The 24,102-nt window shown below is 40.0% G+C and carries 17 protein-coding genes; 13 read left to right on the top strand and 4 right to left on the bottom strand.

The window, feature by feature from the left end; all coding sequences use genetic code 11:
• The first annotated feature begins 527 nt into the window (after window positions 1-527).
• From purQ to IPP32_00290, 10 genes are all read left to right on the top strand, one after another.
• Entirely contained in the window at window positions 528-1,223 is a 696-nt protein-coding gene (purQ, locus tag IPP32_00335) for a phosphoribosylformylglycinamidine synthase subunit PurQ (protein MBL0046538.1), read from the top strand.
• Window positions 1,224-1,397: 174 nt separating this feature from the next.
• Window positions 1,398-4,628 (top strand): hypothetical protein, encoded by a 3,231-nt coding sequence (locus IPP32_00330; GenBank protein ID MBL0046537.1) that lies wholly within the window; start codon window positions 1,398-1,400, stop codon window positions 4,626-4,628.
• The gene (locus IPP32_00325; protein MBL0046536.1) at window positions 4,594-5,418 is read left to right on the top strand and encodes a T9SS type A sorting domain-containing protein; all 825 of its coding nucleotides are present in this window, start codon (window positions 4,594-4,596) and stop codon (window positions 5,416-5,418) included. The genes IPP32_00330 and IPP32_00325 overlap by 35 nt, the downstream gene beginning before the upstream one ends.
• A gap of 121 nt (window positions 5,419-5,539) precedes the next feature.
• The gene (locus IPP32_00320; GenBank protein MBL0046535.1) at window positions 5,540-5,695 is read left to right on the top strand and encodes a hypothetical protein; all 156 of its coding nucleotides are present in this window, start codon (window positions 5,540-5,542) and stop codon (window positions 5,693-5,695) included.
• Window positions 5,696-5,700: 5 nt separating this feature from the next.
• The gene (locus IPP32_00315; protein ID MBL0046534.1) at window positions 5,701-5,925 is read left to right on the top strand and encodes a hypothetical protein; all 225 of its coding nucleotides are present in this window, start codon (window positions 5,701-5,703) and stop codon (window positions 5,923-5,925) included.
• Entirely contained in the window at window positions 5,904-7,232 is a 1,329-nt protein-coding gene (locus tag IPP32_00310; protein MBL0046533.1) for a T9SS type A sorting domain-containing protein, read from the top strand. Before IPP32_00315 ends, IPP32_00310 begins: the two co-directional genes overlap by 22 nt.
• A gap of 232 nt (window positions 7,233-7,464) precedes the next feature.
• Window positions 7,465-8,574 (top strand): lipid-A-disaccharide synthase, encoded by a 1,110-nt coding sequence (lpxB, locus tag IPP32_00305; protein ID MBL0046532.1) that lies wholly within the window; start codon window positions 7,465-7,467, stop codon window positions 8,572-8,574.
• On the top strand, window positions 8,571-9,716 hold the full coding sequence (locus IPP32_00300; protein ID MBL0046531.1) for a SpoIID/LytB domain-containing protein: 1,146 nt from the start codon (window positions 8,571-8,573) through the stop codon (window positions 9,714-9,716). Before lpxB ends, IPP32_00300 begins: the two co-directional genes overlap by 4 nt.
• Before the next feature lie 153 nt (window positions 9,717-9,869).
• Window positions 9,870-10,061, top strand: coding sequence for a cold shock domain-containing protein (locus IPP32_00295; GenBank protein MBL0046530.1), 192 nt, complete (start codon window positions 9,870-9,872; stop codon window positions 10,059-10,061).
• 79 nt (window positions 10,062-10,140) lie between these two features.
• Window positions 10,141-12,258, top strand: a complete 2,118-nt coding sequence (locus tag IPP32_00290) for a ComEC family competence protein (GenBank protein MBL0046529.1) — start codon at window positions 10,141-10,143, stop codon at window positions 12,256-12,258.
• Here the strand turns inward: IPP32_00290 and IPP32_00285 are convergent.
• From IPP32_00285 to fsa, 3 genes are all read right to left on the bottom strand, one after another.
• Window positions 12,253-12,873 carry a threonylcarbamoyl-AMP synthase gene (locus tag IPP32_00285; protein ID MBL0046528.1) on the bottom strand — a complete coding sequence of 207 codons (621 nt, stop codon included), beginning with the start codon at window positions 12,871-12,873 and terminating at the stop codon, window positions 12,253-12,255. The two genes, IPP32_00290 and IPP32_00285, sit on opposite strands and share 6 nt — an antisense overlap.
• A gap of 1 nt (window position 12,874) precedes the next feature.
• The gene (locus IPP32_00280; GenBank protein MBL0046527.1) at window positions 12,875-14,167 is read right to left on the bottom strand and encodes a SpoIIE family protein phosphatase; all 1,293 of its coding nucleotides are present in this window, start codon (window positions 14,165-14,167) and stop codon (window positions 12,875-12,877) included.
• Window positions 14,168-14,294: 127 nt separating this feature from the next.
• A complete protein-coding gene (gene fsa / locus IPP32_00275) occupies window positions 14,295-14,951 on the bottom strand; it encodes a fructose-6-phosphate aldolase (protein MBL0046526.1) in 657 nt (218 codons plus the stop codon).
• A 149-nt stretch (window positions 14,952-15,100) separates the two neighbouring features.
• Here fsa and IPP32_00270 point away from each other — a divergent pair, with 149 nt between their 5' ends.
• From IPP32_00270 to IPP32_00260, 3 genes are all read left to right on the top strand, one after another.
• Complete coding sequence (locus IPP32_00270) at window positions 15,101-16,585, top strand: NAD(P)/FAD-dependent oxidoreductase (protein ID MBL0046525.1); 1,485 nt, start codon at window positions 15,101-15,103, stop codon at window positions 16,583-16,585.
• A gap of 5 nt (window positions 16,586-16,590) precedes the next feature.
• Window positions 16,591-19,740 carry a UvrD-helicase domain-containing protein gene (locus tag IPP32_00265; protein MBL0046524.1) on the top strand — a complete coding sequence of 1,050 codons (3,150 nt, stop codon included), beginning with the start codon at window positions 16,591-16,593 and terminating at the stop codon, window positions 19,738-19,740.
• 137 nt (window positions 19,741-19,877) lie between these two features.
• Complete coding sequence (locus IPP32_00260; GenBank protein ID MBL0046523.1) at window positions 19,878-21,908, top strand: M13 family metallopeptidase; 2,031 nt, start codon at window positions 19,878-19,880, stop codon at window positions 21,906-21,908.
• A gap of 72 nt (window positions 21,909-21,980) precedes the next feature.
• On the opposite strand, the gene paaZ is transcribed toward IPP32_00260, so the two are convergent.
• A complete protein-coding gene (gene paaZ / locus IPP32_00255) occupies window positions 21,981-24,080 on the bottom strand; it encodes a phenylacetic acid degradation bifunctional protein PaaZ (GenBank protein ID MBL0046522.1) in 2,100 nt (699 codons plus the stop codon).
• Between the last annotated feature and the right edge of the window lie 22 nt (window positions 24,081-24,102).

Here is a 24,102-nt window from a genome sequence, read left to right as displayed (position 1 = left end):
ATAATGATTGAGTTTCTAAGATTAAACTCACCAACTTAACAAATCAGCGTTCTTTTCCACCCCCTGCCCCCGCCAGCGGGGGATAATTTTTATGTATGCCCCGCCGGCGGGGCCTGCTGGTTTGTGCAAGCAAATCGGCAGGGGGTGGTGAGTAGGATTTTTTTTGAAAGTATGTGCTTTTCCACCCCCTGCCCCCGCCAGCGGGGGATACCAGAATACACTATATTTGTGAGCATTTAAAATCCAACTTAACAGCTTTCAAAACTCACCCTTCGAAACCGCTCAGGATGACAGGCTAAACTCAACAACTTGTTAACTCAATAACTCAATAACTCAATAACCCTCCTTCGACTCCGCTCAGGATGACATAATAATTCAATAACCCTCCTTCGACTCCGCTCAGGATGACATAATAACTCAATAACCCTCCTTCGACTCCGCTCAGGATGACATAATAACTCAATAACTCATTAACTCAATAACTCATTAAAATTTCCGTATTTTAGCTCCCTCAAAATTCCTCAAAAATGAAATTTGGCGTTGTTGTGTTTCCCGGCTCTAATTGTGATCAGGATGTAATTTATGTGCTTCAAACTATTATGAAGCAAAGAGTAGTACAACTTTGGCACAAGGACAGTGATCTTCAAAATTGCGATTTTATTGTACTTCCAGGAGGATTTTCATTTGGCGACTATCTTCGTTCCGGCGCCATTGCGCGCTTTTCGCCCATTATGGAAAAAGTTATTGAATTTGCAAACACGGGTGGAAATGTCTTAGGCATTTGTAACGGCTTTCAAATATTGTGTGAGGCAGGTTTACTGCCGGGTGCCTTGCTGCACAATAACTCGCAACAATTTGTATCAAAAAACACTTTTATAAAATCTCAAACTGCTAATTCTCGCATCACAGCAGCCATCAATAAAAATAAAGCTTTAAAAATTCCTGTTGCGCATGGTGAAGGTCGTTTTTATACCGATGAGGAGACACTCAAAAAGTTAAATGCGCAAGACCAAATTTTATTTCGCTATTGCGATGAAAATGGCCAAATATCTGACGCTTCTAACCCGAATGGCTCGTTCGAAAATATAGCAGGAATTTGTAACCACCAACGCAACGTTTTTGGCATGATGCCGCATCCCGAAAGAGCAGCAGATAAAGAATTACGTAACCTTGACGGAAAGCTTATTTTTGATTCTATATTAAGTTTGGTAAAAGCTTATTAATTAAATTACGGACAGTTGTTTAGCCCGTTTTTATACCCCCATAATTAAGCCCCAAAAATGGGATGCCGTCAAGCAATAATTGCAACTCATCGATTTGCTGAAAAAAAAGAATAACTTTTTAGGCTTACTAGCATATAATAGTTATTTTTACAACACTTTATAAATCACAGAATCATGAAAAATAAAATACTCTTAACGGTATTCACCTTGTTAGTTGCGGCGTTCACTAGTACAGCCCAATTAAATTATCAGGTTTCTAAAACTACTGGTAATGCGTTTAATGCTAACCCTTCTACAACAACCACTGCTATCGTTGGGCTTGGTGTTGCAACTGTGAACGTGGTAAGTACTGCCGGTATCACAAAGGGGATGGTTGTAAACGTGGCAAGCGGCACGGATGCCTTATCTCAAGGTCGATTGCCTTTGGATTGTAGAGTGTTGGCGGTTACAAATGCAACTCAATTTACAATTACTTCCACTCCGGTCGTTGCAATTGTTTCCGGTGCAACGCTTGTTTTTAATCAATTGCTTAACAAAGGTCGTGATGACCATGGTTCTTGTGAAACAGTAATCGGATTTCCTTTTAATTTTGGAGGTACTGATTATTATACATTTAGTGCTAATATTGACGGGTTTATAATATTAGGAAATCCAACCTTTGTTACAACGGTTACAACAGCTCCTTCTAGCACTGCGACTATAAATGCTCCTGGTCTTGGCTTAACCGTTGGACAATATGTAGTGGTACAAAGCACTACTGGAGGTTTGTTTTCACCTCAAACACGTGTTACTGCCACTGCAGCAGGTTCATTTACTGTAAACATTGCTCCAAATACGATCATTCCTACGGGTGCAACAATTCGTGCACTTAACATGCAAACTGCAATGGGTACGCAGTGCCAACCTTCGGGTGCTACCAACGGTTCTCCGCAAGGAACTTTAACCGGTCCTTGGTATTGCCTTGCTCCAGGACAATGTGCAACCACAACCACGTGCAATTACACCGTATCAGCAGTTGCACCTCGTGCATGCGGTAACTGTGATAACAATGGTGGTGGATTAGGGGCTTGGTATATTAATAACATGACCACCACTTCTTATCTTCCCATGATTGCGCCTTTATGGGACGATTGGGTTACCAATTCCACCACCGGTAGTGTAAGTTATTTGGTGGGTGGCGCAGCAGCAAGTAGAACCCTTACCATCGAATTTAAGAACATGGCCAGATGGCCGCAATATACAGCTACCGCTTATTCTTTTCAAGTTGTATTACACCAAAATAGCGCATCTCCGTTAAATGGTGGGCCGGATATAGAAATGAATTATAAATTTGAAGGAACCGTAAATAGTTTAGGTGCTTCCATAGGGGTAAAAACGACTTGTGCCGGTGACCAGTATTTTTTAAATCAGGCCAATGCCATTGACAATAGCTCCAACCCATCTCGTTTTACGGAGACAACCACGAATGCATTCCCCGGTGATGGGGTGCGCTTTACTTGGGATGCTCCATTAGGTGCAGTTACACCTACTAACGACAAACTTTGCGTTGGAGCAATTAACAATGCATTGCCACTTGTTTTTGGAGTTGGTTCTTGTACCCCCTACAGCACTACTACTAAAAGTGCAACCAATTCATCGCTCACGGCAGGTGAACCTGCTTATGCCAATTGTGGTACGCAAACGCAAGATCAAGACATCTGGTTTTATGTAGATGTGCCACTGGGTGCAAGCACAACTTTAACCTTTCCTGGAAACGTTGGTAATACCATCATTAATGTTACCAGTCCGCAAGGCTTAAATTTTAATGTGGGCGAAACAATTTTTGTTACCAGCGGTGTAGGGGCTTTTCCGGTAGGAGCAACTGTAACAGCTAGAAATGCAAGTCAAATTACCATTTCGGCTGCCATTACTGTTGGGAATGCAATTCCTGCAGGAGCTACCATTGTGAGTGGATCACCAATGATTGTTTCTACCGATTTGGTGCAATATGTGGCAGGTCCTTGCTCTGCAGCAAATGGAGTTCAGTTTCAAGTATTCAAAAGCAACCAGCTAGCGGGTGGGGCACTTGGTTGCCCTACACTTGGCGCTTGTGTTTTAAATTCGGATAATGGAGGTACTTTAAATACTTTAAACTCAACTAGCCCGATGACCTATGTGGCATCGGGACAACGTTATTACATTCGGGTGGACGATGATGATGCGGTTACAGGGAATCTATCTGCACCTTTCCCTCAATACTACGATTTTCAGATTTGCGTAAAAGACCAGTTTAACGATGGTATTTGCCAAGCGGCAACCTTAACCCCTTCAACCACTTGTAATCCTATTGTATACTCTACTGTGGGTGCAACACCTTCTACATCCAATGCAGGTAACAGTTGTGCGGCAGGGTTATTAAGTAGTGATGCCGGACCGCCCAGTTGGGTTCAACCCCATGCTACACCGGATGGTGGAGTAGGTTCACCCAACGATGTTTGGTTTAAATTTACGGTTCCCAATGTAGCAGGTGGTTCGCAAGATTGGGTAATTGAAACCCTTTCGGGTACCTTAACGGATGGTGCCATGGGGATTTACAAGCGTTCATCCAATTGTGGTGCCTTAACAACTGCCGCAAACTCAGGACCCGATTGCAGTAACCCGCTTTCACCTATAGGCCCAATGGGAACTTACCGTGGTTTTTCAACTGCCTTTAGCGCCACCAACGATAACCGCACCGCTACCGAGTTAATGCCGCGTATTGTGGCAACCGGTTTAACACTTGGTGCTACCTATTACATTCGTTTTTGGAAGGGCTCTACCGGTATTGACGGTACTTTTAGTATTTGTGTGTATGAACGTCCAACTTGTGGGGTAAAAGTAGTATCGGGTTGTGCCGCCCCTGCAGTTACTCCCGGTGATGCCAATTTTATTGTGTGGAACACCAATCCTAACGGTAATTTTAACGGCACCAAATGCAGTACCCCCTTGCCGGTGTTCCCTTTAGATACCAATGGTAAATGCTATAACTTGTATCCCAAAATTCCTACAGTAGGCTCTGATTTTGCACCCCTTTGTGGCGATAATTACAATACCCCGTTTGTTGCTCGTGTAGGTGCTACCGGCGAAAATCCGCCCGATGGTATGCCAATTGGACCAACCTTTAACCAAGGATTTTGTGGAACTGCCGTTCCTATTACAGCGCCGCTTTATTACCGCATTAAAGCAGGTGCTACCGGAAGTTTAAAAATGGATATCTCCAACCAATTATGCGGGTTAAATATTGGTATGCGTGCCGGACTATACGATGTAACACCTACACCCACTTCATCTACCTATGATTGTTCAGGAATTACCCAATGGAATGGTGTACTGGCTACTGTGGGTGCACCTAATGGAACTACTTATTCTAGCACCAAACTTATTTAGATATTGCAATTCATCAACCAACCCAAGTGGTGCTTTAATTACAAACCATGCTAATGGAGGTACAGGACCAACCAGCACAGGGAAATTCTCAATGACTTGGGCATTAACTGCCGGTAAAATTTACTACTTGTTAATGGATGGAGGCTATAACGCTGGTTTAGGAACCGGCGACCGTTGTTATTTTGACATGACTTTAACCAATGTGAATCCATTGGTTGGCGTAGTGGTATTGCCAATTCGACTAATAAGCTTTAAAGGTAAAAACAGGGATGGAAGCAATATATTAGATTGGGCAACCTCCAGCGAAGAAAATAACAGTTACTTTACCCTAGAGCGTTCAAAGGAAGGCGATAATTTTGAAAGCATTGCGCGTAAAGATGGTGCCGGAAACAGCAATACAACGTTAAATTACCAAGTAGAAGATAATAATCCGTTAACCGGAGTAAATTACTACCGTTTGCGCATGACAGATACACAAGGCATGAATACGTATTCCGATATTATTTCAGTTTACTCTTCAACCGGTAAAATGATTGATTTTCAAGGTATTCACCCAAATCCGGCCAACGGAAGTATTTTTGCCGATTTTTATGTGAATGTAAACACTACACTTACTGTGGAAGTGCGCGACATTTCAGGAAAGTTTGTTAAATCCTTTAATTCAAGCGTGGATGCAGGTAAAAATAGTTTGGAAGCCGACATTAAAGATATTGATAACGGCTTGTATTTTATTACCATTCGCGATATAAAATCAGGAGAAGCCTATACCACCCGATTTGTAAAAAATTAATACCGCTATTTTGAAAAGCCCTGTTCATGATTTATGAACAGGGCTTTTTTATTAAATTCCAAGTTGTCACTTTCAGCAGCAGCAAATAAGTTTACCTTTGAAACTTCTAAAACCTAAAACTATGAAAAGAATTTTTACACTATTTTACCTTGTTTTTGTTTCCCTCTCACTGCTTGTTAATACCGCCTTTGCTGCTTATTGTGGAGATCCAACCGGTTCAATTTCCGAAATGCGTTTTATAACAATGCGTGTACGGCAGGTTATATTACCAATGTAAGCATTTTGGGAGCCGGTCTTAACAATACAAGTGCTTGTTTAGGTCAATCCTACTATTTTTATAGTGTGGCGCAAGCAACCGGTTCTATTCAGCAAGGTAATTCCTATACGCTAAGCGTAACCACCAATACTTCAAGCATTATTGCGGCATGGATTGATTTTAATCATAATCAAGTACGTTTCATGTTAGTTAATTTATACAGGTTGATTTGGCCAGTGATACAGGTGTAGCTTCCTTGGCTACTTTTAACGTGCCATTAAATTCACCGGTAGGTACCACCGGAATGCGTATACGCACACGTACATCGGGTAATCCAAATGGGGCAGGTGATGCCTGTACCTTGGGCTATTTTTCGGGCGAATGTGAAAATTACACCATAACAATAACTGCAGCCCCTCCATGCAGTCCTACCCCTGTTGCCGGCCAAACTATTTCCAACGATGATACCGTTTGCTATTTCAATACTTTTACCTTATCGCTAAGTGGCGCTACAGTTGCAGCCGGAATTACTTACGAATGGCAATCCTCTCCCGATAATACCACTTGGACTTCGCTGCCGTTTGGAACAAATTCAACATTTACCTACTCACAATATGTAGCCACTTATTACCGTTGCTTATTGCGTTGCAGTGGAGGTGCACCTTCGACATCAGCTTCCAAGAAAATTGAAATGGTAGCTCCGGTGTATTATGATTTTATGGCGGGTACCATTTATGTTCAAAACTTCGATAATTGGGTGGATGCCTGCGATAACCACGATGTGCCTTCTGAAAACTGGAAGAATACACCTTCTACAGGAAATACCTCCTGGCGCCGTCAAGATGAAGGTTATACCAGAGGTGCCTGGTCTTTTCCAAGTGCTATCATAACTCCGCGCACAGGTAGCGGTTGTGCTGCATTTCATACCACCGCTTCTCCAAATTTAGCACCTCCCATTTATGGAGACCTTGATTTATATTTGAACTGCATAAATTTTTCGAGTATTGATTTTTCATTCTGGTATTATAAAGTGTGCTGTGTAATTGGTTACGATACTTTGTATATTGATTACTCTACAAATGGAGGATTTACATTTAGCCCGGCAGCGCAGTTTTTGCTGAATGATACCTTACACCCCGGCCCATCCGCATGGAAACAAAGAGTGGCAGCTGCTATTCCGGTAAATAACTCCCCAACAGTAATTATTCGCATCCGTGAGTCGGGCGACCTAGCCGGAACAGACGATACCGGAATTGATGATGTGAAAGTAGATGGCGTTTTAGGGACTGCTAATCGGGATTTAGATTTGAGTAACATTGCATTTATGCCCAATCCATCAAATGGGAATGTTACTTTACGTTGCAGTAACAAAAGCTTTAGCAAGTCTACACTACAGTTGATGGATTTAACCGGAAGAGTGGTGTATTCTGAAGCCATTCAAAACGCAGCCTCTAATTGGAGTGCAGTAATGGATTGGAGCAATCAGACAAAGGGAATTTATATTGTGAAATTGATTAGCGATACAAAAGTGTACACTCAAAAAATTGTATTGGAATAAATTGCGATTTTTGTGTTAAGTTAAAAAGGCCCGGTGATTCATCGGGCTTTTTGTTGCAAGTAGGGCTTTTAAATTAGCTACTTTTGTAAATTGTAGTATCCCCCGCCGGCGGGGGTAGGGGGTGGTAAGTGGGTGGTAAGGCGGGGTAAGGAGGTGGTAAGCACGCTGATTTATTAAGATGACTATGATTTTTTAAGATTAAAGAGGGATTAGTTTAACCGATATAAAAAATTTGAAATACTACATCATTGCAGGAGAAGCCTCCGGAGATTTACACGGTTCCAATTTACTGCGCGAATTAAAAGTACTGGATAAGCAAGCCGAGTTTCGCGGTTGGGGTGGTGATTTGATGCAGGCCCAAGGTGCTGCGCTAGTGAAACATTACCGCGATTTAGCGTTTATGGGATTTGTAGAAGTATTAGCGAACCTTCGCACCATCCTTAAAAACATTGATTTTTGTAAAAGCGATTTGCTTCAAGCAAGGCCGGATGTGTTAATTTTAATTGACTATCCGGGTTTTAACCTGCGTATTGCCGAGTTCGCTAAAGCACAAGGAATACGTGTATTTTATTATATATCGCCTCAAATATGGGCGTGGAAACAATCGCGGGTGCATAAAATAAAACGCTTTGTAGAACGCATGTTTGTGATTCTTCCATTTGAAAAGGATTTTTATGCGAAGTTTGATTATCCGGTCGATTTTGTAGGTCATCCCTTGTTAGATGCCATAGCCAATTCAAATAACACTGCCTTAGCAGCCGAAATTAAGACGGATAAGCCAATTGTGGCGCTGCTCCCGGGAAGTCGAAAGCAAGAAGTGTTGCAATCCCTTCCGGTGATGTTGAAAATGATTGCTAAGTTTCCAACTGCTCATTTTGTACTTGCGGCTGCACCGTCCTTACATCCTGAATTTTACAAAACACTCACACAGGGGTATTCGGTTCAGCTTGTTCAAAATAATACGTATGGAGTGTTGCAGCAAGCAAAAGCGGCGCTGGTTACTTCAGGCACCGCGACGCTCGAAACCGCTTTGTTTCAAGTACCCGAAGTGGTGTGTTATAAAGGCAGCAAAGTTTCCTATTGGATTGCTCGCCAATTGGTGAAAGTGAAATACATTTCGCTGGTAAATTTAATTATGGATAGCCTTGTGGTAACCGAATTAATTCAAAACGATTTCACCGAAGAAAGATTGGAAACTGAATTAAAAAACCTGCTGGAGAATGAAGTGTACCTTGCGCAATTGAAAGCCAACTATAACTCACTCATTGTAAAGTTAGGAGGCAGCGGAGCATCTGCAAAAACAGCAACCTTAATGTTTCAATACCTAACAGAGAAAAAGTGAAAAGCATTCTGACTGCAGCATGTTTACTGATTTCTTTAGTTGCAAATTCCGCAACAGTAACAATTGGTGTGTTTAATGAGCTAAAGGTGAGCGCTCTTGTGCTTAGTGTGGAAAGCGGCAAGTATTCAGTGTTTATGGATGGTGTTAAACGCATGTCTGCGGATGAAAATGCAGTTTATCAATTGGTGCTCGAAAATGATTCTATCCGCATAAAAACAATGGACAAGAATTATGGAAAGTTCAAACGAATAGAATTTAATGGAAACGACACGGGTGCGCTCAAACTTAAATGTATTAATCCCTCAAAGCCAGCTAAACGTTACGACAATGATTTCTTGTTTTTTGTGGAAGCCAATCAGATTAAACTGCGTAATAAGGTGGATTTGGAAAAATACCTTGCCGGAGTAGTGGAGGTGGAAGCAGGTCCAAGTTTAACACCTGAGTATTATAAGGTACAAGCAATCATTTGCAGAACCTATGCATTAAGTAATATGCGGCGGCATGAGACCGAGAATTTCAACCTTTGCGACAATGTGCATTGCCAAGCATATAAAGGTTTTAATAACTTGAATCCCGCCATTGAAACGGCTGCCTTCGCCACCAAAAATCTGGTACTTGTTGACAGCAAATCGGAATTAATTACCACCGCTTTTCATAGTAATTGCGGAGGTGAAACCTGTAATTCGGAAGATGTTTGGGGAATGCCCAGGCCCTATTTACGCAGTGTACAGGACACTTTTTGTTTGCGTCAACGCAATGCGAAATGGACCAAAAAGGTGGCCAAGCAAGAATGGAACAGCTATTTGGCACAAAACTGTAAACCCTGTGCTACGGATACTTCAGCCTTGTGCTGCGATTTTAATCAAGAGCACCGTAGCCTTTTTATTGAAATAGACAGTACAAAAATTCTACTCAAAAATATCCGAAACGACTTAAAATTAAAATCTGCTTTTTTCTCCATACAACTTCAGCCTGACTCTTTGTTATTTGTTGGAAAGGGTTATGGACACGGGGTTGGATTATGCCAGGAAGGGGCCATACAAATGGCAAAACAAGGATTAAGCTATAGCAGGATTCTACATTTTTATTACAAAGATGTGGATATCATTAACCTCAGCAGACTGCATTTTTTTAAAGAATAGAATTTATTGTATCAATTCCATTCGTTCTATCCGCCCCATCAGCGTTATCCGCGTTCTATTACGCACTTCTTCAAGCCGAATACACCTAAATTTTTTTATTTGGATAATATACTTTACTTTTGCGCAATTATTAATTATTAATCACAAATTTAAATGACAACAGGTACAGTAAAATTTTTCAACGTAACAAAAGGCTTTGGCTTTATTAAAGCTGATGATACGCAACAAGAAGTGTTTGTTCACGCAACAGGTTTAGTAGACCAAATCCGTGAAGACGACAAAGTAACTTTCGAAATTACCGAAGGTAAACGAGGGTTAAATGCAATTAATGTAAAAAGAGCTTAATTTTTTTATCATAATTCATTAGAAAAACCTCACCCTAAAAGGTGAGGTTTTTTTATGTCCAAAAGTTTTACTTTTCAGTATGAACTTTTGGCACCAAGCTTCGGTTGTACGTTTGCTGTTTCCCTTTATTCTAGGGATTCTTGCAGTAGTGTTTTTTGAATTTCGTATACCTTTTTTTGAGTTTAGTATTTTACCTCCGCTTGCCCTTCTCATCCTTTTTTCACACCACAAAAATGTGCGTTTTACCTATCGGTTTCGGTGGGTAAATGGAATTTTGGTGAGCCTGCTTTTTTTTATGTGTGGGGCGCAACTTACGATTTCAAACACAGCGATTAATTCGGAGAATCATTATGTGCATTTGCTTCAAAAACAAAATTTTGCCTTAGCACAAATCAACGAAGCCCCTGTTGATAAAGGGAAATCCATTAGAGCAGAAGTTAAACTAATTGGAATGAAGCAAGAAGATAAGTGGAAGACTTGCTTTGGAAAAGCCATGATCTCTTTGGCGCGCGACAGCATGAGCACTCAATTGCACTATGGAGATTTGTTGCTTTTACATACCTCCTTTAACGCAATACCTGCACCACAGAACCCATCTGAATTTAATTATCGGCGTTATTTACAATTTCACAACATCCATTTTCAGGCGTATTGCAAAGCTTCTGCTTGGATAAATTTAAAACAAAACCGAGGAAATGTAATTCTTAAAAAGTGTTTGGCACTTCGGGATTATTTGCTGAAGGTGTTTCGCGAAAATGGTATTTCAGGGCAAGAATACGCTGTGGGTGCCGCTTTGATTTTGGGCTACGAAGATAAGTTGGATGCCGAAATTATGAATGCTTATGCCGCTAGTGGGGCTTTGCATGTGCTTTCGGTTTCGGGATTGCACATTGCTATTGTGTTGGTTATACTTAATTCGCTCTTGTTTTTTTTAGATAGATTTAAAAGAGGTAGCTTACTTAAGGCGCTAATTTTATTGTTTTTACTCTGGGTTTATGCAGCCTTAACAGGGCTTTCACCTTCGGTATTGCGTTCAGCTGCTATGTTTTCGCTCATTATTATTGGTAAGTCACTGGATCGCCATACCAATATATACAACACATTGGCTACCTCCATGTTGGCACTTTTAATTTGGAATCCCTTTTTGCTTATGGAGGTGGGATTTCAGTTGTCGTATCTTGCCGTGCTTGGCATAGTAAGTTTTCAGGCCGCGATACAAGGACTATGGGAACCGCGCAACAAGCTACTGCAACACATTTGGACCCTCACCGGCGTTTCGATTGCTGCACAGCTCAGTACTTTTCCGCTCGGACTATTTTATTTTCATCAATTTCCGAACTATTTTTTACTCTCCAATTTAATTGTTATTCCGGTTTCTACTGCTGTACTTTATTTGGGCGTTGCTGTGTGTTTGTTAGCTAAACTAAAATTGGCAACGGTGTTTTTGTGTAAACTGCTTTCGGGATCGTTGTGGTTTTTAAATGCGGCTGTTCTGTTTTTCGAACAATTGCCGCATTCGGTGATTCAAGGAATATCTTTAACTGTTCTCGAAAGCTCTTTACTGTATATGTTAATGGGCAGTTTTTTTCTTTTTTTTAGTTTTCGGAAAATTGTGTTTTTAATAAGCGGATGTGCAGTTGTTGGGCTCTTGCTAGTTGCTTTAGTAGTTGAAAAGTATGCTCAGCTGCAGCAAGAAAAATGGGTTATTTATAATGTGAAGAATCACAGTGCAATTGATTTTATAACAGGAGATAAAAATTATTTTTTTGCCGACAATGCATTGCTTCAAAATGAGGGTAGGATGCTTTTTCATGTCAAGCACAATTGGTGGGACCTTGGTTTAAGTTATTCGCACTACTTTGATCAACGCCATTTGCAATCGGGTTTTCAATCGCCGGTTTTAAAAAGCAAGAACTTTATTATTCAGTTCAATGCTAAAAAAATAATTTATATATGTCCTCAAAATGTGGAACAAATTAAATCGATTTTAATTGCAGAGCCTATTGATTATATTGTGCTTTCAGCAAATGTGAAAATACACATCGGTAAGTTGCATGAACGTATAAAATTTAAAAAGGTAATTTTTGATTCCAGCAATTCTAAGGGCAAAATTCGATTTTGGAAAGAGCAATGCAAGGTGCTGAAAATGGAGTATTACGATGTATTAGAACAAGGAGCATTTGTGGAGGAATTATAAATATTGCTCCAAATTTCCTAAGCCTTGTCGAATAATTTCAAACTCGCCTTTTGAGCAATCCACAATAGTGGAAGGTTCATTGTTGCCATAACCGCCGTCAATTACAAGGTCCACAATGTCTTTGTATTTTTCGTGAATGAGTTCCGGGTCAGTGGTATATTCAATTATTTCATCTTCATCGTGAATAGATGTGCTCATTACAGGATTTCCCAATTCGGTTACCATTTGCAAACAAATTAAATTATTGGGAACACGTATTCCAACTGTTTTTTTGGAGCTTTTAAACAGCTTGGGAACATTGCTATTGGCTTCCAAAATAAAAGTAAAAGGTCCGGGCAATGCTTTGCGCATTACTTTGTAAACAGGGGTATCAATATTCTTTGCAAATTCCGAAATGTGGCTAAGGTCTTGACAGATAAAGGAAAAATTTGATTTTTCGGGTTTTACACCCCTTATTTTACATATCCGTTCCACCGCGCGACTGTTATAAATGTCGCAACCCATACCATAAACAGTATCGGTTGGATAAATTACAACTCCCCCATTTTGAAGACAGTCGATTAAAATACGAAGGTTGCGCGGATTGGGGTTTTGCGGATGAATAGGAAGTAGCATATTAGTGTATTTGATAGCGAAATCCAACAACTAAAATGTCGTCGACTTGTTTGGTTTGACCTTTCCAATTTGAATGGCTTTGGAGCAATAAATCTGCTTGTGTATCACTTTTATTAGAACTCAACTGAAGTAAGAGTTCCTGAAATTTTTTGGTAGAAAACTTGGTAGAATCATGTCCGCTAAATTGATCCGCAAATCCATCCGAGTAGAGGTATAAATAATCGTCCTCTTCAAGTGAAAGTTCATGGGTAGGATATTTTTTTTCTTTTTGAATGGCAATTCCACCTACCGACTGAGGGTCACCTTTCAATACTTTCAATTCATTTTTACGCACTAAAACCATTGGTCTACCGGCGCCTGAAAAAAGTAAGCGGTCATTTTCTAAATCAATGGTACATATAGCAATGTCGAGGCCATCGTGCGAGTGCGCTCTATTTGCATCCAACCGAAAAATGTGGGTAATGCGTTCATGCAACTGTGCTAGGATGGCAGAAGGATAGGATATATTATTGTTGACTACAATATCGTTTAACACCATGTGCGAAATAATGGATGTAAACGCTCCGGGAACACCATGTCCGGTGCAGTCGGCAAGAGCAATTATAATTTTTGAAGCCTGTTTATGCACCCACAAAAAGTCGCCCGAAACAATTTCTTTGGGAAGATTTAGCATAAAGGAATCTTTAAAAATACTGCGCAAGCGCTCGCTTCCGGTAAGAATGGTGTCTTGCATTTGTTTTGCATATTCGAGACCATCCATTATGTTGCGGTTCTTAAGTGCAAGTTCTTCACTTTGAACTTTTAGTTTTTTGTTGTTGCGCTTCAGCTTTTTTGCGTTGCTTTTATTTTTGTGAATAAGGGTTTTGATGAGTTCGCTAAGTTCTTCCAATTCATAATTTTCAAATTGAATTTCATCTTCATTCTTTTTGCCGATTAAATCTTTTAAACTCACTTTCAGATTTACCACCGAATTGTTGATGTTGCGGTCGTTTTTCGAAAGTTTTTCATTGGCTTCATTCAGTTCACCGGAACGGATGGCAAAGCTCCTGCTCTTATGCAACAGGCTTTTGTTGAACTGATCATAAGTTGCACTCACATCGTTCATGAAACTCAGCAACAAGCTAATAATTTCTTCTTTTTCGGGTGTGGATTCGGATGTTTTGATACGGTCGAGTTTGGCGCGCAAATAATCCTCCACCGAAGTTTCATCCTCCTCATCAAACAAGCGTTTAAGCTGATGAATCAAAACTTTGTGAAAGACTTTTTTTTCGGAATTACGCGCGTAAAAAGCCATATCGTTTTTACAATTAGTTTGCTGGCATCAAATCCAAAAGAAGCGCTGAAAGCCTATTAATTTGAGCCAACATTTAATAAATTAACAGGTACAAGCGCATTAACTCCAAGCAAAAGTAAACTTACAGTTATTTATTTCCTTTAGCGTGATCGGCAAGAAAGGTTGCAAGTCCACTGTCTGTTAGCGGATGTTTAAGCAATGCAGTAATTACGCTTAGCGGGCAAGTTGCTACATCTGCGCCAAGCTCAGCACACTTAAGTAAATGAATGGTGTGTCGAATTGAAGCAGCCAATACTTGTGTTTGAAAGCCATACATGCGGTAGATGTGCACAATAGATTCGATCAATTCAAGGCCATCGTAAGAAATATCATCCAAACGACCAATAAAAGGCGATACATAAGTAGCTCCGGCTTTAGCAGCTAACAATGCTTGACCAGATGAGAACACTAAAGTGCAATTGGTTTTAATTCCTTTTGAAGAAAAATATTTGATGGCTTTAATACCGTCTTTAATCATAGGAACTTTCACCACAATTTGCGGGTGCAAAGCTGCAAGGTTTTCGCCTTCTTTGATGATGTTTTTGTAGTCGGTTGCTATCACTTCGGCACTCACATCACCATCCACAATGTTGCAGATATCCACATAATGCTTTAAAATATTGTCGGTTCCGGTGATTCCTTCTTTTGCCATAAGGGAAGGATTGGTAGTAACGCCATCCAACACACCCATGTCTTGAGCTTCCTTTATTTGTGCAAGGTTTGCAGTATCAATAAAAAATTTCATTGTTAAGTTTTTAAGTTTTTACAGGGATAAAAATAGGTATTTTATTTTGGTGATTGGGCTTCAAAAAATGTTTCTTTCATACGGGGTGATTCTGATTTGATATGTGAATGATTTTATTACTTTCGTAAACCCTCATACAAAGCTGAACTATGGAACAACTTGATCATTTTGATTTATGTGTAATTGGCGGTGGTGCTAGTGGATATGCTGCTGCCATGCGTGCTATTGATTTGGGAAGAAAGGTGTTATTGGTGGAAAAGGAGAAAATAGGAGGAGCCGGACTTTTTAACGGCGCATTATCCAGCAAAACCATGTGGGAGTATTCACAAAAAATATCCTCCATACGCTCTGAAATTCCTGATTTTGAAGTGAAGTTTGAAAGCCTTAAAGCGGTTGTGGAGGAAGCGGTGTATGAAAAAAAGTTTCAAATGGATGTGCACCTTACTTTGCTTAAAAAGGAAGCCAAACAACGTTTGCTTTACTTAGAAAGAGGCATTGCGAAGTTGATTAGCAAGAATGAAGTTTCCATTCAGAAGGGAACAAAAGAAGAAAAACGGATATCAGCCGATTTTGTGTTATTGGCAACCGGCAGCCGACCACGAAAATTACCGCACATCCCCATAGATGGAAAGATTATCATGACCAGCGACGATATGGATAAAATGTGCGATTTTCCAAAGAGTATGGTGATTTTAGGAGCCGGAGTCATTGGATGCGAGTTCGCAACTATTTTCAGCAATTTTGGAAAAACCAAAGTATATATTATTGATAAAGCCGACCGTATACTTCCTTTTGAAGACGAGGATGTGAGCGAGATGGTGAGTTACAATATGGAGAAAAATGGCGTAGTAATTCATAAAAACTCCTCCCTCACCCGTATGGAAATTAAAGACGGAATGGTAGAGTATGAATTGAAATACAACGACGGCAGCATTGAGATACTACACGTTGAAAAAGCACTGATTTCGGTAGGAAGGGTGGCCAATGTAGAGAATTTAGGACTTCAAGAAATAGGAGTGAAAGTTACAGAAAGGGGAAGTGTGTGGGACAATGATACCCAAACCAGTATCGATAATATTTATGTAGCTGGCGATTTAACATCAGAAATAGCACTCGTGAATGTAGGTGAGCGAGAGGCAAGACATGCTGTAGTGAAAATGTTTGGGAAAAACCCCAAGCCATTAGTTTATAAAAACATCAGTACCATCATGTTTTTGAATCCGGAAGTGGCTTCTGTTGGGATGGGTGAGCAAGAGGCGACGCGACAAGGTTTATCCTATAAAGTGGCGAAGATTGATTTTACTACCATTTCCCGTGCCATCGCCATGCGAAAAACGGTTGGTTTTTTTAAAATATTGGTTACGAATGATGATGAAATGCGCATACTTGGAATGCGTGCAGTGGGAGAGCATGCCTCGAGTGCGATTCAAGCAGTTGCGTTGTTGATATACATGAATAAGGGAATTGATGAATTGGGGCACATGTTGCATCCTCATCCCAGTATAATTGAAGGGATACAAGAATGCGCACGCATGTTACTTGGGAAATCCATTTACAAATCATCGATGTTTAAAGACAAGTTGAAATGTTACAAGAATGAAAATGGGATAATTACCCCACTCGAAAATTTGTAATTGCCATGAGTTTTACGGTTTACAAATCCTCTGCCGGTTCAGGCAAAACCTATACGCTAGTAAAAGAATATTTAAAGATTGCCTTGCGTGAAAAGGAAACGAAACGCTATAAAAATATACTTGCCATCACCTTTACCAACAAGGCTGCAGCCGAGATGAAGGAAAGAGTGATTGATGCGCTTACGGCTATTGCATCAGTTGACAAATTGGAAGGAACAGCCTATTTTTTATTGAAAGATTTAGTGAATGAATTGCAACAGGATGAGGCAAGCATTCGCAGTAAATGCGAAGCTGTATTGAGTTCTATGCTGCATAATTATTCTGATATAGCAATTTCGACCATCGATAAATTTGTGCACAAGATAGTACGCAGTTTTGCGCATGACTTGCACATATCGCTCAATTTTACGGTGGAGATGGATACCGAAAATTTACTGCAAACAGCTATCGATTTAATGATTTCGAAGGTGGGTTCAGACCCGCATTTGACGGCGGCATTAGTTGATTTTAGTGAGCGTAAAGCGGATGAAGAACGGAGCTGGAATATTGAAATGGATTTAGCTGATTTTGCTAAAGATTTACTGAAAGAGCAGCATTTAACTTATTTGAACAAGTTGAAAAACTTAAGCTTGCCTGAGTTTAGTAAAATAAGAAAGCGCTTGGATGAACTTACTTCACAGTTTGAAGTTGAATTGCAACACATAGGTGCTGCCGGTATACACCATATAAATTCAAACGGTATTGAGCAGAAGGATTTGGCCGGTGGTGCAAATGGGATAGGTAAGTATTTCTTTTACTTACAAGAAAGGCGTGCCAAAAACTATCAAGCTACTCCAACACTTCAAAAATATGTAAGTAATGATAACTGGACTTCGGCAAAGGTAAGTCCTGCCGGACGTGATGCAATAAATTCCTGCAAAGATGAAATGGCAAAACTTTATCATGCGGCACAAAAAATTATAGAAGCAGGTTATGCAGCTTATCTCTTGCATGTGGGCATACAAAAAAATATTTATGCAGTATCCGTGCTCAATGAGCTTGAAAAAGTAATTCAGGAAATAAAACTGCAAAAGAACCTCGTGCACATTTCGGAGTTTAGTAAAAAAATTGCCGACATTGTTTCAAAAGAGCCGGTTCCATTTATATACGAACGAATTGGTGAGAAGTATAAAAACTACCTTATTGATGAATTTCAAGATACTTCTATTTTGCAATGGCAAAATTTTATTCCTTTAGTTGAAAATTCTTTAGCCACAAATGAATTTAATATGTTGGTTGGGGATGCGAAGCAAGCAATTTACCGTTGGAGAGGTGGCGAAGTGGAGCAGTTTGCAATGCTACCCGAAATCTTTAAATCGGAATCAAACCCTATTATTCAGTCGCGACAAGCAGTTTTAATACGGAATTTTGTAGAAAAAAAGTTAGTGTACAACCGCAGAAGCAAACATGAAATTATTGAATTTAACAATTCATTTTTTCGATTTGTGGTAGATCAGGAAAGGTTTCCAAAAGAATTGAAATCTATTTATGATGCGCTCGAACAAGAAAGCGATGCAACGAACACAGGCGGAAGTATACACTTTCATTTTTTGGAACCCGGTGCGGAGGATTTTAATGCTGATGCATTAACCGCTAATCAAGTATTGCAAACCCTAACAAAATTGCTTGCTGATAATTTTCAATTGAGTGATATTGCAATATTGACAAGGAATAACAAAGTAGGAGTGATGCTTTCACGCTTTTTAATTGAAGCCGGTATTCCTGTGGTAAGCCGAGAATCTTTATTGCTAAAAACCTCCTCGGCGGTGAACTTTTTAGTGAATACATTACACTATTTAAATGATTCACAGCAAGAGATTGCACAGGCTGCGATGATGGATTTTTTGCTGAAACAAAATGGTGCTGTAAATACTGTAGGGTTGAATGATTATTTTAAAACTAAAGACTTGTTTTTTACGAATTTGAAGGGTCATTATCCTGAATGGAACAAATCGAAATTACGTCGCTTGCCGCTGTATGAATTATGTGAATCATTAACTCGAATTTTTAAGCTCACAGCTAAAGCGGATCCATATGTAGTTTTCTTTTTAGATGCTGTTCAGGCATATACATTGGCGAATACAAATGATGCACTTGATTTTTTGGAGTGGTGGGAACGTAAAAAGCATTCATTGTCGATTGTAATCCCACAGGGCTTAAATGCCGTGAATGTGCTTACGATTCACAAATCAAAGGGCTTGGAATTTCCGGTGGTACTTTTTCCAAATGCCAATTGGAATGCGAAAGTTCCAAAAGAAAATATGTGGGTGAATTTGGAGGATCCCGAATTACCTCAACTAAAAGCAGCCTTATTGCCTTTGAATGCCGAATTAGCAAAAACAACTTATGCAGCCGATTATCAGGCAGAAATTAACCGTAAGGAATTAGATGATATAAATTTGGTTTATGTTGCCTTTACACGTGCAATTAAACGTTTGTATGTATTTGCTGAATTGCCTGATGGACATAAAAAAATTGGAAAGTACTATGTGGAATACCTTCAAGCAAAGGGTTTGTGGAAGGATAATCAGTTTGACTATGCGCTCGGTACCGAACAAAAAAATGAAACCAAATCGAAAACCGGGAAAGGAATTGGATTTGAATCTTTAACCACACTTGTCAGCAATGATTGGCGCACAAAATTAGTGTTGAGCCATCAGTCTGAAAAGCTTTGGAACATGGAAAACCCCGACAGTGACAAGGATTATGGAAATTTAATTCATACCGCATTGTCAAAAATAAAAAGTTTGTCGGATGTTGACACTTCCTTGCAAGCCATGTTAACGGAAGGTTTAATTGGAACCATCGAAAGGGATTTTTTACAACGAAAATTAAGCCGTTTAATATCCCGAAAGGAGATACAACCCTTCTTTGAAACCGGTTTACACATCAAAACAGAAGCGGAAATACTTTTACCAAAAGGCAATTCCTATCGGCCCGACCGAGTTGTTATTTATCCTGAAAAAGCAGTTGTATTGGATTATAAAACCGGAGTTGAGTTAGAAAAGCACAAAGAACAAATCAACCAATATGCTGAAACCCTTTTGCAGATGGGCTTTACGAGCGTTGAAAAATATTTGCTTTATACCGAAACAGAAAAACTGATAATTATATAATTCCTGATTCTGAAAGCAAAATAATTTTTACCTTCGTCCGCCTTTTTAGAGGGTTATACAACTGTTTTAACAGAAGAATCATTAACAACAAAATTAAAAAAATGAATAAAAAAATTACGCAAACACTTGCATTAAGTATGTCTTTTGCAAGTTTGCTTTTTATTGCTTCTTGCAGCAATGATGCAAAAAAGGGAACTGAAAATTCAAGTTCTTTTGTGGCTTTTGAAAAAGCGAATTTCGATACCACTGTGAAGCCGGGCGACGATTTTTACCAATATGCTAATGGAGGCTGGTTAAAGAAAGGAGAAATTCCTGCTTCTGAATCTCGTTGGGGCAGTTTTGATATGTTGAACGACAATATTAAGAAAAACCTTCACACTATATTGGACGAAGCGGCTGCCAAAAAGGATGCAACACCGGGCAGTGTGGAGCAAAAAGTGGGAGATTTTTATGCCGTAGCCATGGATTCAGTAAAACTAAATGCTGATGGTATAAGCCCATTAAAAGAGGAGTTGGCAAAAATAGAAGCGCTTAAAACACCTGCCGATGTGCTTACGGAAATCGCTCATTTACACAAATCAGGAAGTGGCTCTTTCTTTGCAGCTTTTGTAAATCAAGATGCAAAAAAGAGTGATGAGTTAATTGTGCAAATTTATCAATCGGGCTTAGGCTTAGGCGATAGAGATTATTATACTAAAACAGACCCTGAATCTAAAAGCATTCAAGACGCCTATTTGGCGCATGTTACAAAAATGCTAAGCTTGGCCGGAGAGGATGAAAAATCAGCTGCAGCAAATGCGAAGTCCATTATGAAATTGGAAACAGAATTAGCGAAAGCGTCTAAAACTCGCTTAGAGCAAAGAGATCCGGAAGCAAATTACCATAAAATGACGATGGATGAGTTGGCAAAATTAACTCCATCTATTGATTGGAAAGCATATTTTGCAAGCAATGGATTTGCGTCTTTTACAAACCTTGTTGTTTCTCAGCCTGAATTTTTAAAAGTAGCGGATAAACTAATTAAATCAACTCCACTTCCAGAAATGAAGGAATACTTAAAGTGGAATTTAATTAACAGTTATGCAGATTATTTAAGTGATGATTTTGTAATGCAAAATTTCGACTTTTTTGGAAGAACTCTAACCGGTGCAAAAGAAATGAAGCCGCGATGGAAACGTGCTTTACGCGAAACAGACGGTGCAATAGGAGAAGCGCTAGGACAGTTATATGTTGCAAAACACTTTAGTGCGAATGCTAAAAAACGTATTAATGAATTAGTTGATAATTTGATGATCGCTTACAAGGAACGTTTGTCGCAAATTGATTGGATGAGCCCTGAAACAAAAACAAAAGCTCTCGAAAAATTAGCTGCAATCGATCGTAAATTAAGCTTTCCTGACACCTGGAAGGATTATACTTCATTGGATATTAAGCGCGATTCGTATGTGCAAAATACCATGCGCGCTCAAGAATTTGCGTATAACCGCAACATCAACAAATTAGGAAAACCGGTTGATCGCACCGAATGGTTAATGAGTCCACAAACCGTAAATGCATATTACGAACCCAGCAAAAATGAAATTGTTTTCCCATGTGGAATTATGCAATTCCCGTTCTTTGATGAAAATGCGGACGATGCTTTTAATTACGGTGGAATTGGTGCTGTTATTGGACATGAAATTACCCATGGTTTTGATGATGAAGGCAGCCAGTTTGATGCTAAAGGTAATTTGAATAATTGGTTTACAGAAGCAGATAAAGCAAAGTTTAAGGAGCGCACTGCCGGTATAGTAAAACAGTTTAATAACTACGTTGCTATTGATACCATGCATGTGAATGGAGCCTTAACACAAGGCGAAAATATTGCAGATTTGGGAGGCATCACAATTTCTTTTGCAGCTTTGCAAAAAGCGTTGGCCGGAAAAGAGAAAGAGACGATTGATGGATTTACACCGGAGCAACGTTTCTTCTTAAACTATGCTCAAGTTTGGAGAGGTTTATACCGTGATGAAGCATTAAAACGTCAATTGCAAACCAACCCACACTCACCCGGTAAATTCCGTACTCTTGGTCCTTTGAGTAATTTTCAACCTTTTTACGATGCGTTTGGTGTGAAAGAAGGTGATAAAATGTTTGTAGCTGAGAGTGACAGAGTAAAGATTTGGTAAGATGAATAGTTGTTTATAATGAAAAAGCCCGCAACATTATGCGGGCTTTTTTTATGTTTGTAAGTGTAGTGATTACTGCTCTTTTCGTGCTACCATTGTAAGAATGGTTGCAATGCCCACAGTATCGCCGCGCGAAATATCTACCTCATATTTTTTTCTGATTTCTTCTGAACTGGCATCGTAAATATCAACCAACCATTTTACGATTCCCACTTTCACTTCTGTGCCATTGGCTGCGATTAAGGGTTTGTCGTTGGCAATTTTTTCTTTGCAGGTAAATCGCACGCCAATTGTCATACCCGGATAGATTGGTTTTGTAAACCTACATTCATCTAAGCCATAATTTAAGAGTACCGGGCCTTTGGGAGGATCCACAAATAAGCCGGCTGCGCGCGAAAGCACAAAATAACCGTGTGCAACAGTTCGCTTAAAGATGGTTCCTTCCAGCGATTCAGGTTGTAGATGAGCATAAAATTTATCGCCACTTAATTCAGCAAAATTTACAATGTCATCTTCTGTTACAGTGTGTGTTTTGGTAACAAGGGTTTCACCGATTTCAAGTTCGTCAAAATATTTTCGGAAAGGGTGAATGGTATCGATTTTTTGTTTGGAACCATTTTGATACACATTTGTAATCTTGGTCAGTGTAGTTGGTGATCCTTGAATTGCGGTGCGTTGCATGTAATGAAAAACACCTCTTATTCCACCCATTTCTTCGCCTCCCCCGGCTCTTCCCGGACCGCCATGCACTAAGTGAGGCATTGGTGAACCATGTCCGGTACTTTCTCCGGCGCATTGAGCATTAATAACAATCATCCGCCCATGCATGCAGGCCGAACCTAAAATTATGTCTTTCGCAAAATCATCGTCTGCGGTGAATACACTTCCCACAAGGCTTCCTCGACCTAACTTAGCTAATTCGGCAGCTTCGTCGGTTGTTTTGTAACTCATTACCGTGCTCACCGGTCCAAATGCTTCGATGCTGTGGGCACCCGATTTATCGAAAGGATGTTTGCTGTGCAAAAGAACTGAGGGCATAAAAAATCCTTTGTTTTTATCGGCGCCACTTACTTCAAAATCATCCATATTTCCATAAGCAATTTCGCAGGTTTTAAGCAGCTCTTTTACTTTCTCCTTCACATCCACCACTTGTTCCTTGCTAGCCAGTGGCCCCATGCGCACACCTTCCACAGCCGGGTCGCCAATTACATTGGTTTTGAGTCGGGAACTAACTGCTTTTATCACCTCTTGTGTCATGCTTTCGTGCACAATGATTCTTCTGATGGCAGTACATTTTTGACCGGCCTTAATCGTCATTTCGCGCGAAACTTCTTTGATAAATAATTTGAATTCTTCGGTGTCGGGAGTTGCATCCGGCCCTAAAATGGAGCAGTTTAAGGAATCGGCTTCCATGTTAAATCGGACAGAATTTTCGGTTATGGCAGGGCTTGCTTTCAACATTTTTCCGGTGCTGGCGCTGCCTGTAAAGGTTACCACATCTTGTTCGGTAACATGTTGTAAAATATCTCCGGCACTTCCGCAAATCAATTGCAAAGCACCTTCCGGTAATATTTCCGACGCAATAATTTCGCGGGTAACGTGTTCAGTTAAGTATGATGTGACTGTTGCAGGCTTTACGATTGCCGGCATCCCTGCAAGGAAGTTCACTGCAATTTTTTCCAACATCCCCCAACAAGGGAAATTAAAGGCATTGATGTGAATCGCAACGCCTTCCATGGGAACACAAATGTGATGTCCGATAAAGCTTCCGTTTTTACTCAGCATTTCGGCTTTGCCATCCACATAAAAAGTTTCGTTGGGCAATTCTCGTCGACCTTTACTGGCGTAGACAAATAAATTACCGATTCCACCGTCAATATCAATCCAGGAATCTGCTTTAGTTGCACCTGTGAAAGCGGACGTAGCATAAAAATCGGCCTTTTTTGTGGTGAGGTAAAGGGCAAGCGATTTTAGCATTAATGCGCGCTCATGAAAAGTTAGTTTGCGCAATTTTGGCCCACCTACTTTACGTGCATACTCCATCATAGCTTTAAAATCGAGGCCTTTACTGGTGGCTTCAGCTACTTGTGATCCGTTAATGGCATTGTATAAAATTGTTCCGGCACCTTCGCCTTCTACCCATTTTCCGGCGGCATAATTTTTTAATTTCATTCGTAAGGAGGTATTGAATTAG

The organism is Bacteroidota bacterium, assembly GCA_016721765.1.
In the GTDB taxonomy this organism is placed as follows: domain Bacteria; phylum Bacteroidota; class Bacteroidia; order UBA4408; family UBA4408; genus UBA4408.
Note: the sequence above shows the minus strand (reverse complement) of the source record. Positions and strands in the feature narration are given on the sequence as shown.

Bases quoted from the DNA above. Each gene is read 5' to 3' on its own strand.
- purQ (MBL0046538.1), top strand. From the start codon at position 528: ATGAAATTTGGCGTTGTTGTGTTTCCCGGCTCTAATTGTGATCAGGAT.
- IPP32_00330 (MBL0046537.1), top strand. From the start codon at position 1,398: ATGAAAAATAAAATACTCTTAACGGTATTCACCTTGTTAGTTGCGGCG.
- IPP32_00325 (MBL0046536.1), top strand. From the start codon at position 4,594: ATGGAACTACTTATTCTAGCACCAAACTTATTTAGATATTGCAATTCA.
- IPP32_00320 (MBL0046535.1), top strand. From the start codon at position 5,540: ATGAAAAGAATTTTTACACTATTTTACCTTGTTTTTGTTTCCCTCTCA.
- IPP32_00295 (MBL0046530.1), top strand. From the start codon at position 9,870: ATGACAACAGGTACAGTAAAATTTTTCAACGTAACAAAAGGCTTTGGC.
- IPP32_00290 (MBL0046529.1), top strand. From the start codon at position 10,141: ATGAACTTTTGGCACCAAGCTTCGGTTGTACGTTTGCTGTTTCCCTTT.
- IPP32_00285 (MBL0046528.1), bottom strand. From the start codon at position 12,873: ATGCTACTTCCTATTCATCCGCAAAACCCCAATCCGCGCAACCTTCGT.
- IPP32_00280 (MBL0046527.1), bottom strand. From the start codon at position 14,167: ATGGCTTTTTACGCGCGTAATTCCGAAAAAAAAGTCTTTCACAAAGTT.
- fsa (MBL0046526.1), bottom strand. From the start codon at position 14,951: ATGAAATTTTTTATTGATACTGCAAACCTTGCACAAATAAAGGAAGCT.
- IPP32_00270 (MBL0046525.1), top strand. From the start codon at position 15,101: ATGGAACAACTTGATCATTTTGATTTATGTGTAATTGGCGGTGGTGCT.
- IPP32_00265 (MBL0046524.1), top strand. From the start codon at position 16,591: ATGAGTTTTACGGTTTACAAATCCTCTGCCGGTTCAGGCAAAACCTAT.
- IPP32_00260 (MBL0046523.1), top strand. From the start codon at position 19,878: ATGTCTTTTGCAAGTTTGCTTTTTATTGCTTCTTGCAGCAATGATGCA.
- paaZ (MBL0046522.1), bottom strand. From the start codon at position 24,080: ATGAAATTAAAAAATTATGCCGCCGGAAAATGGGTAGAAGGCGAAGGT.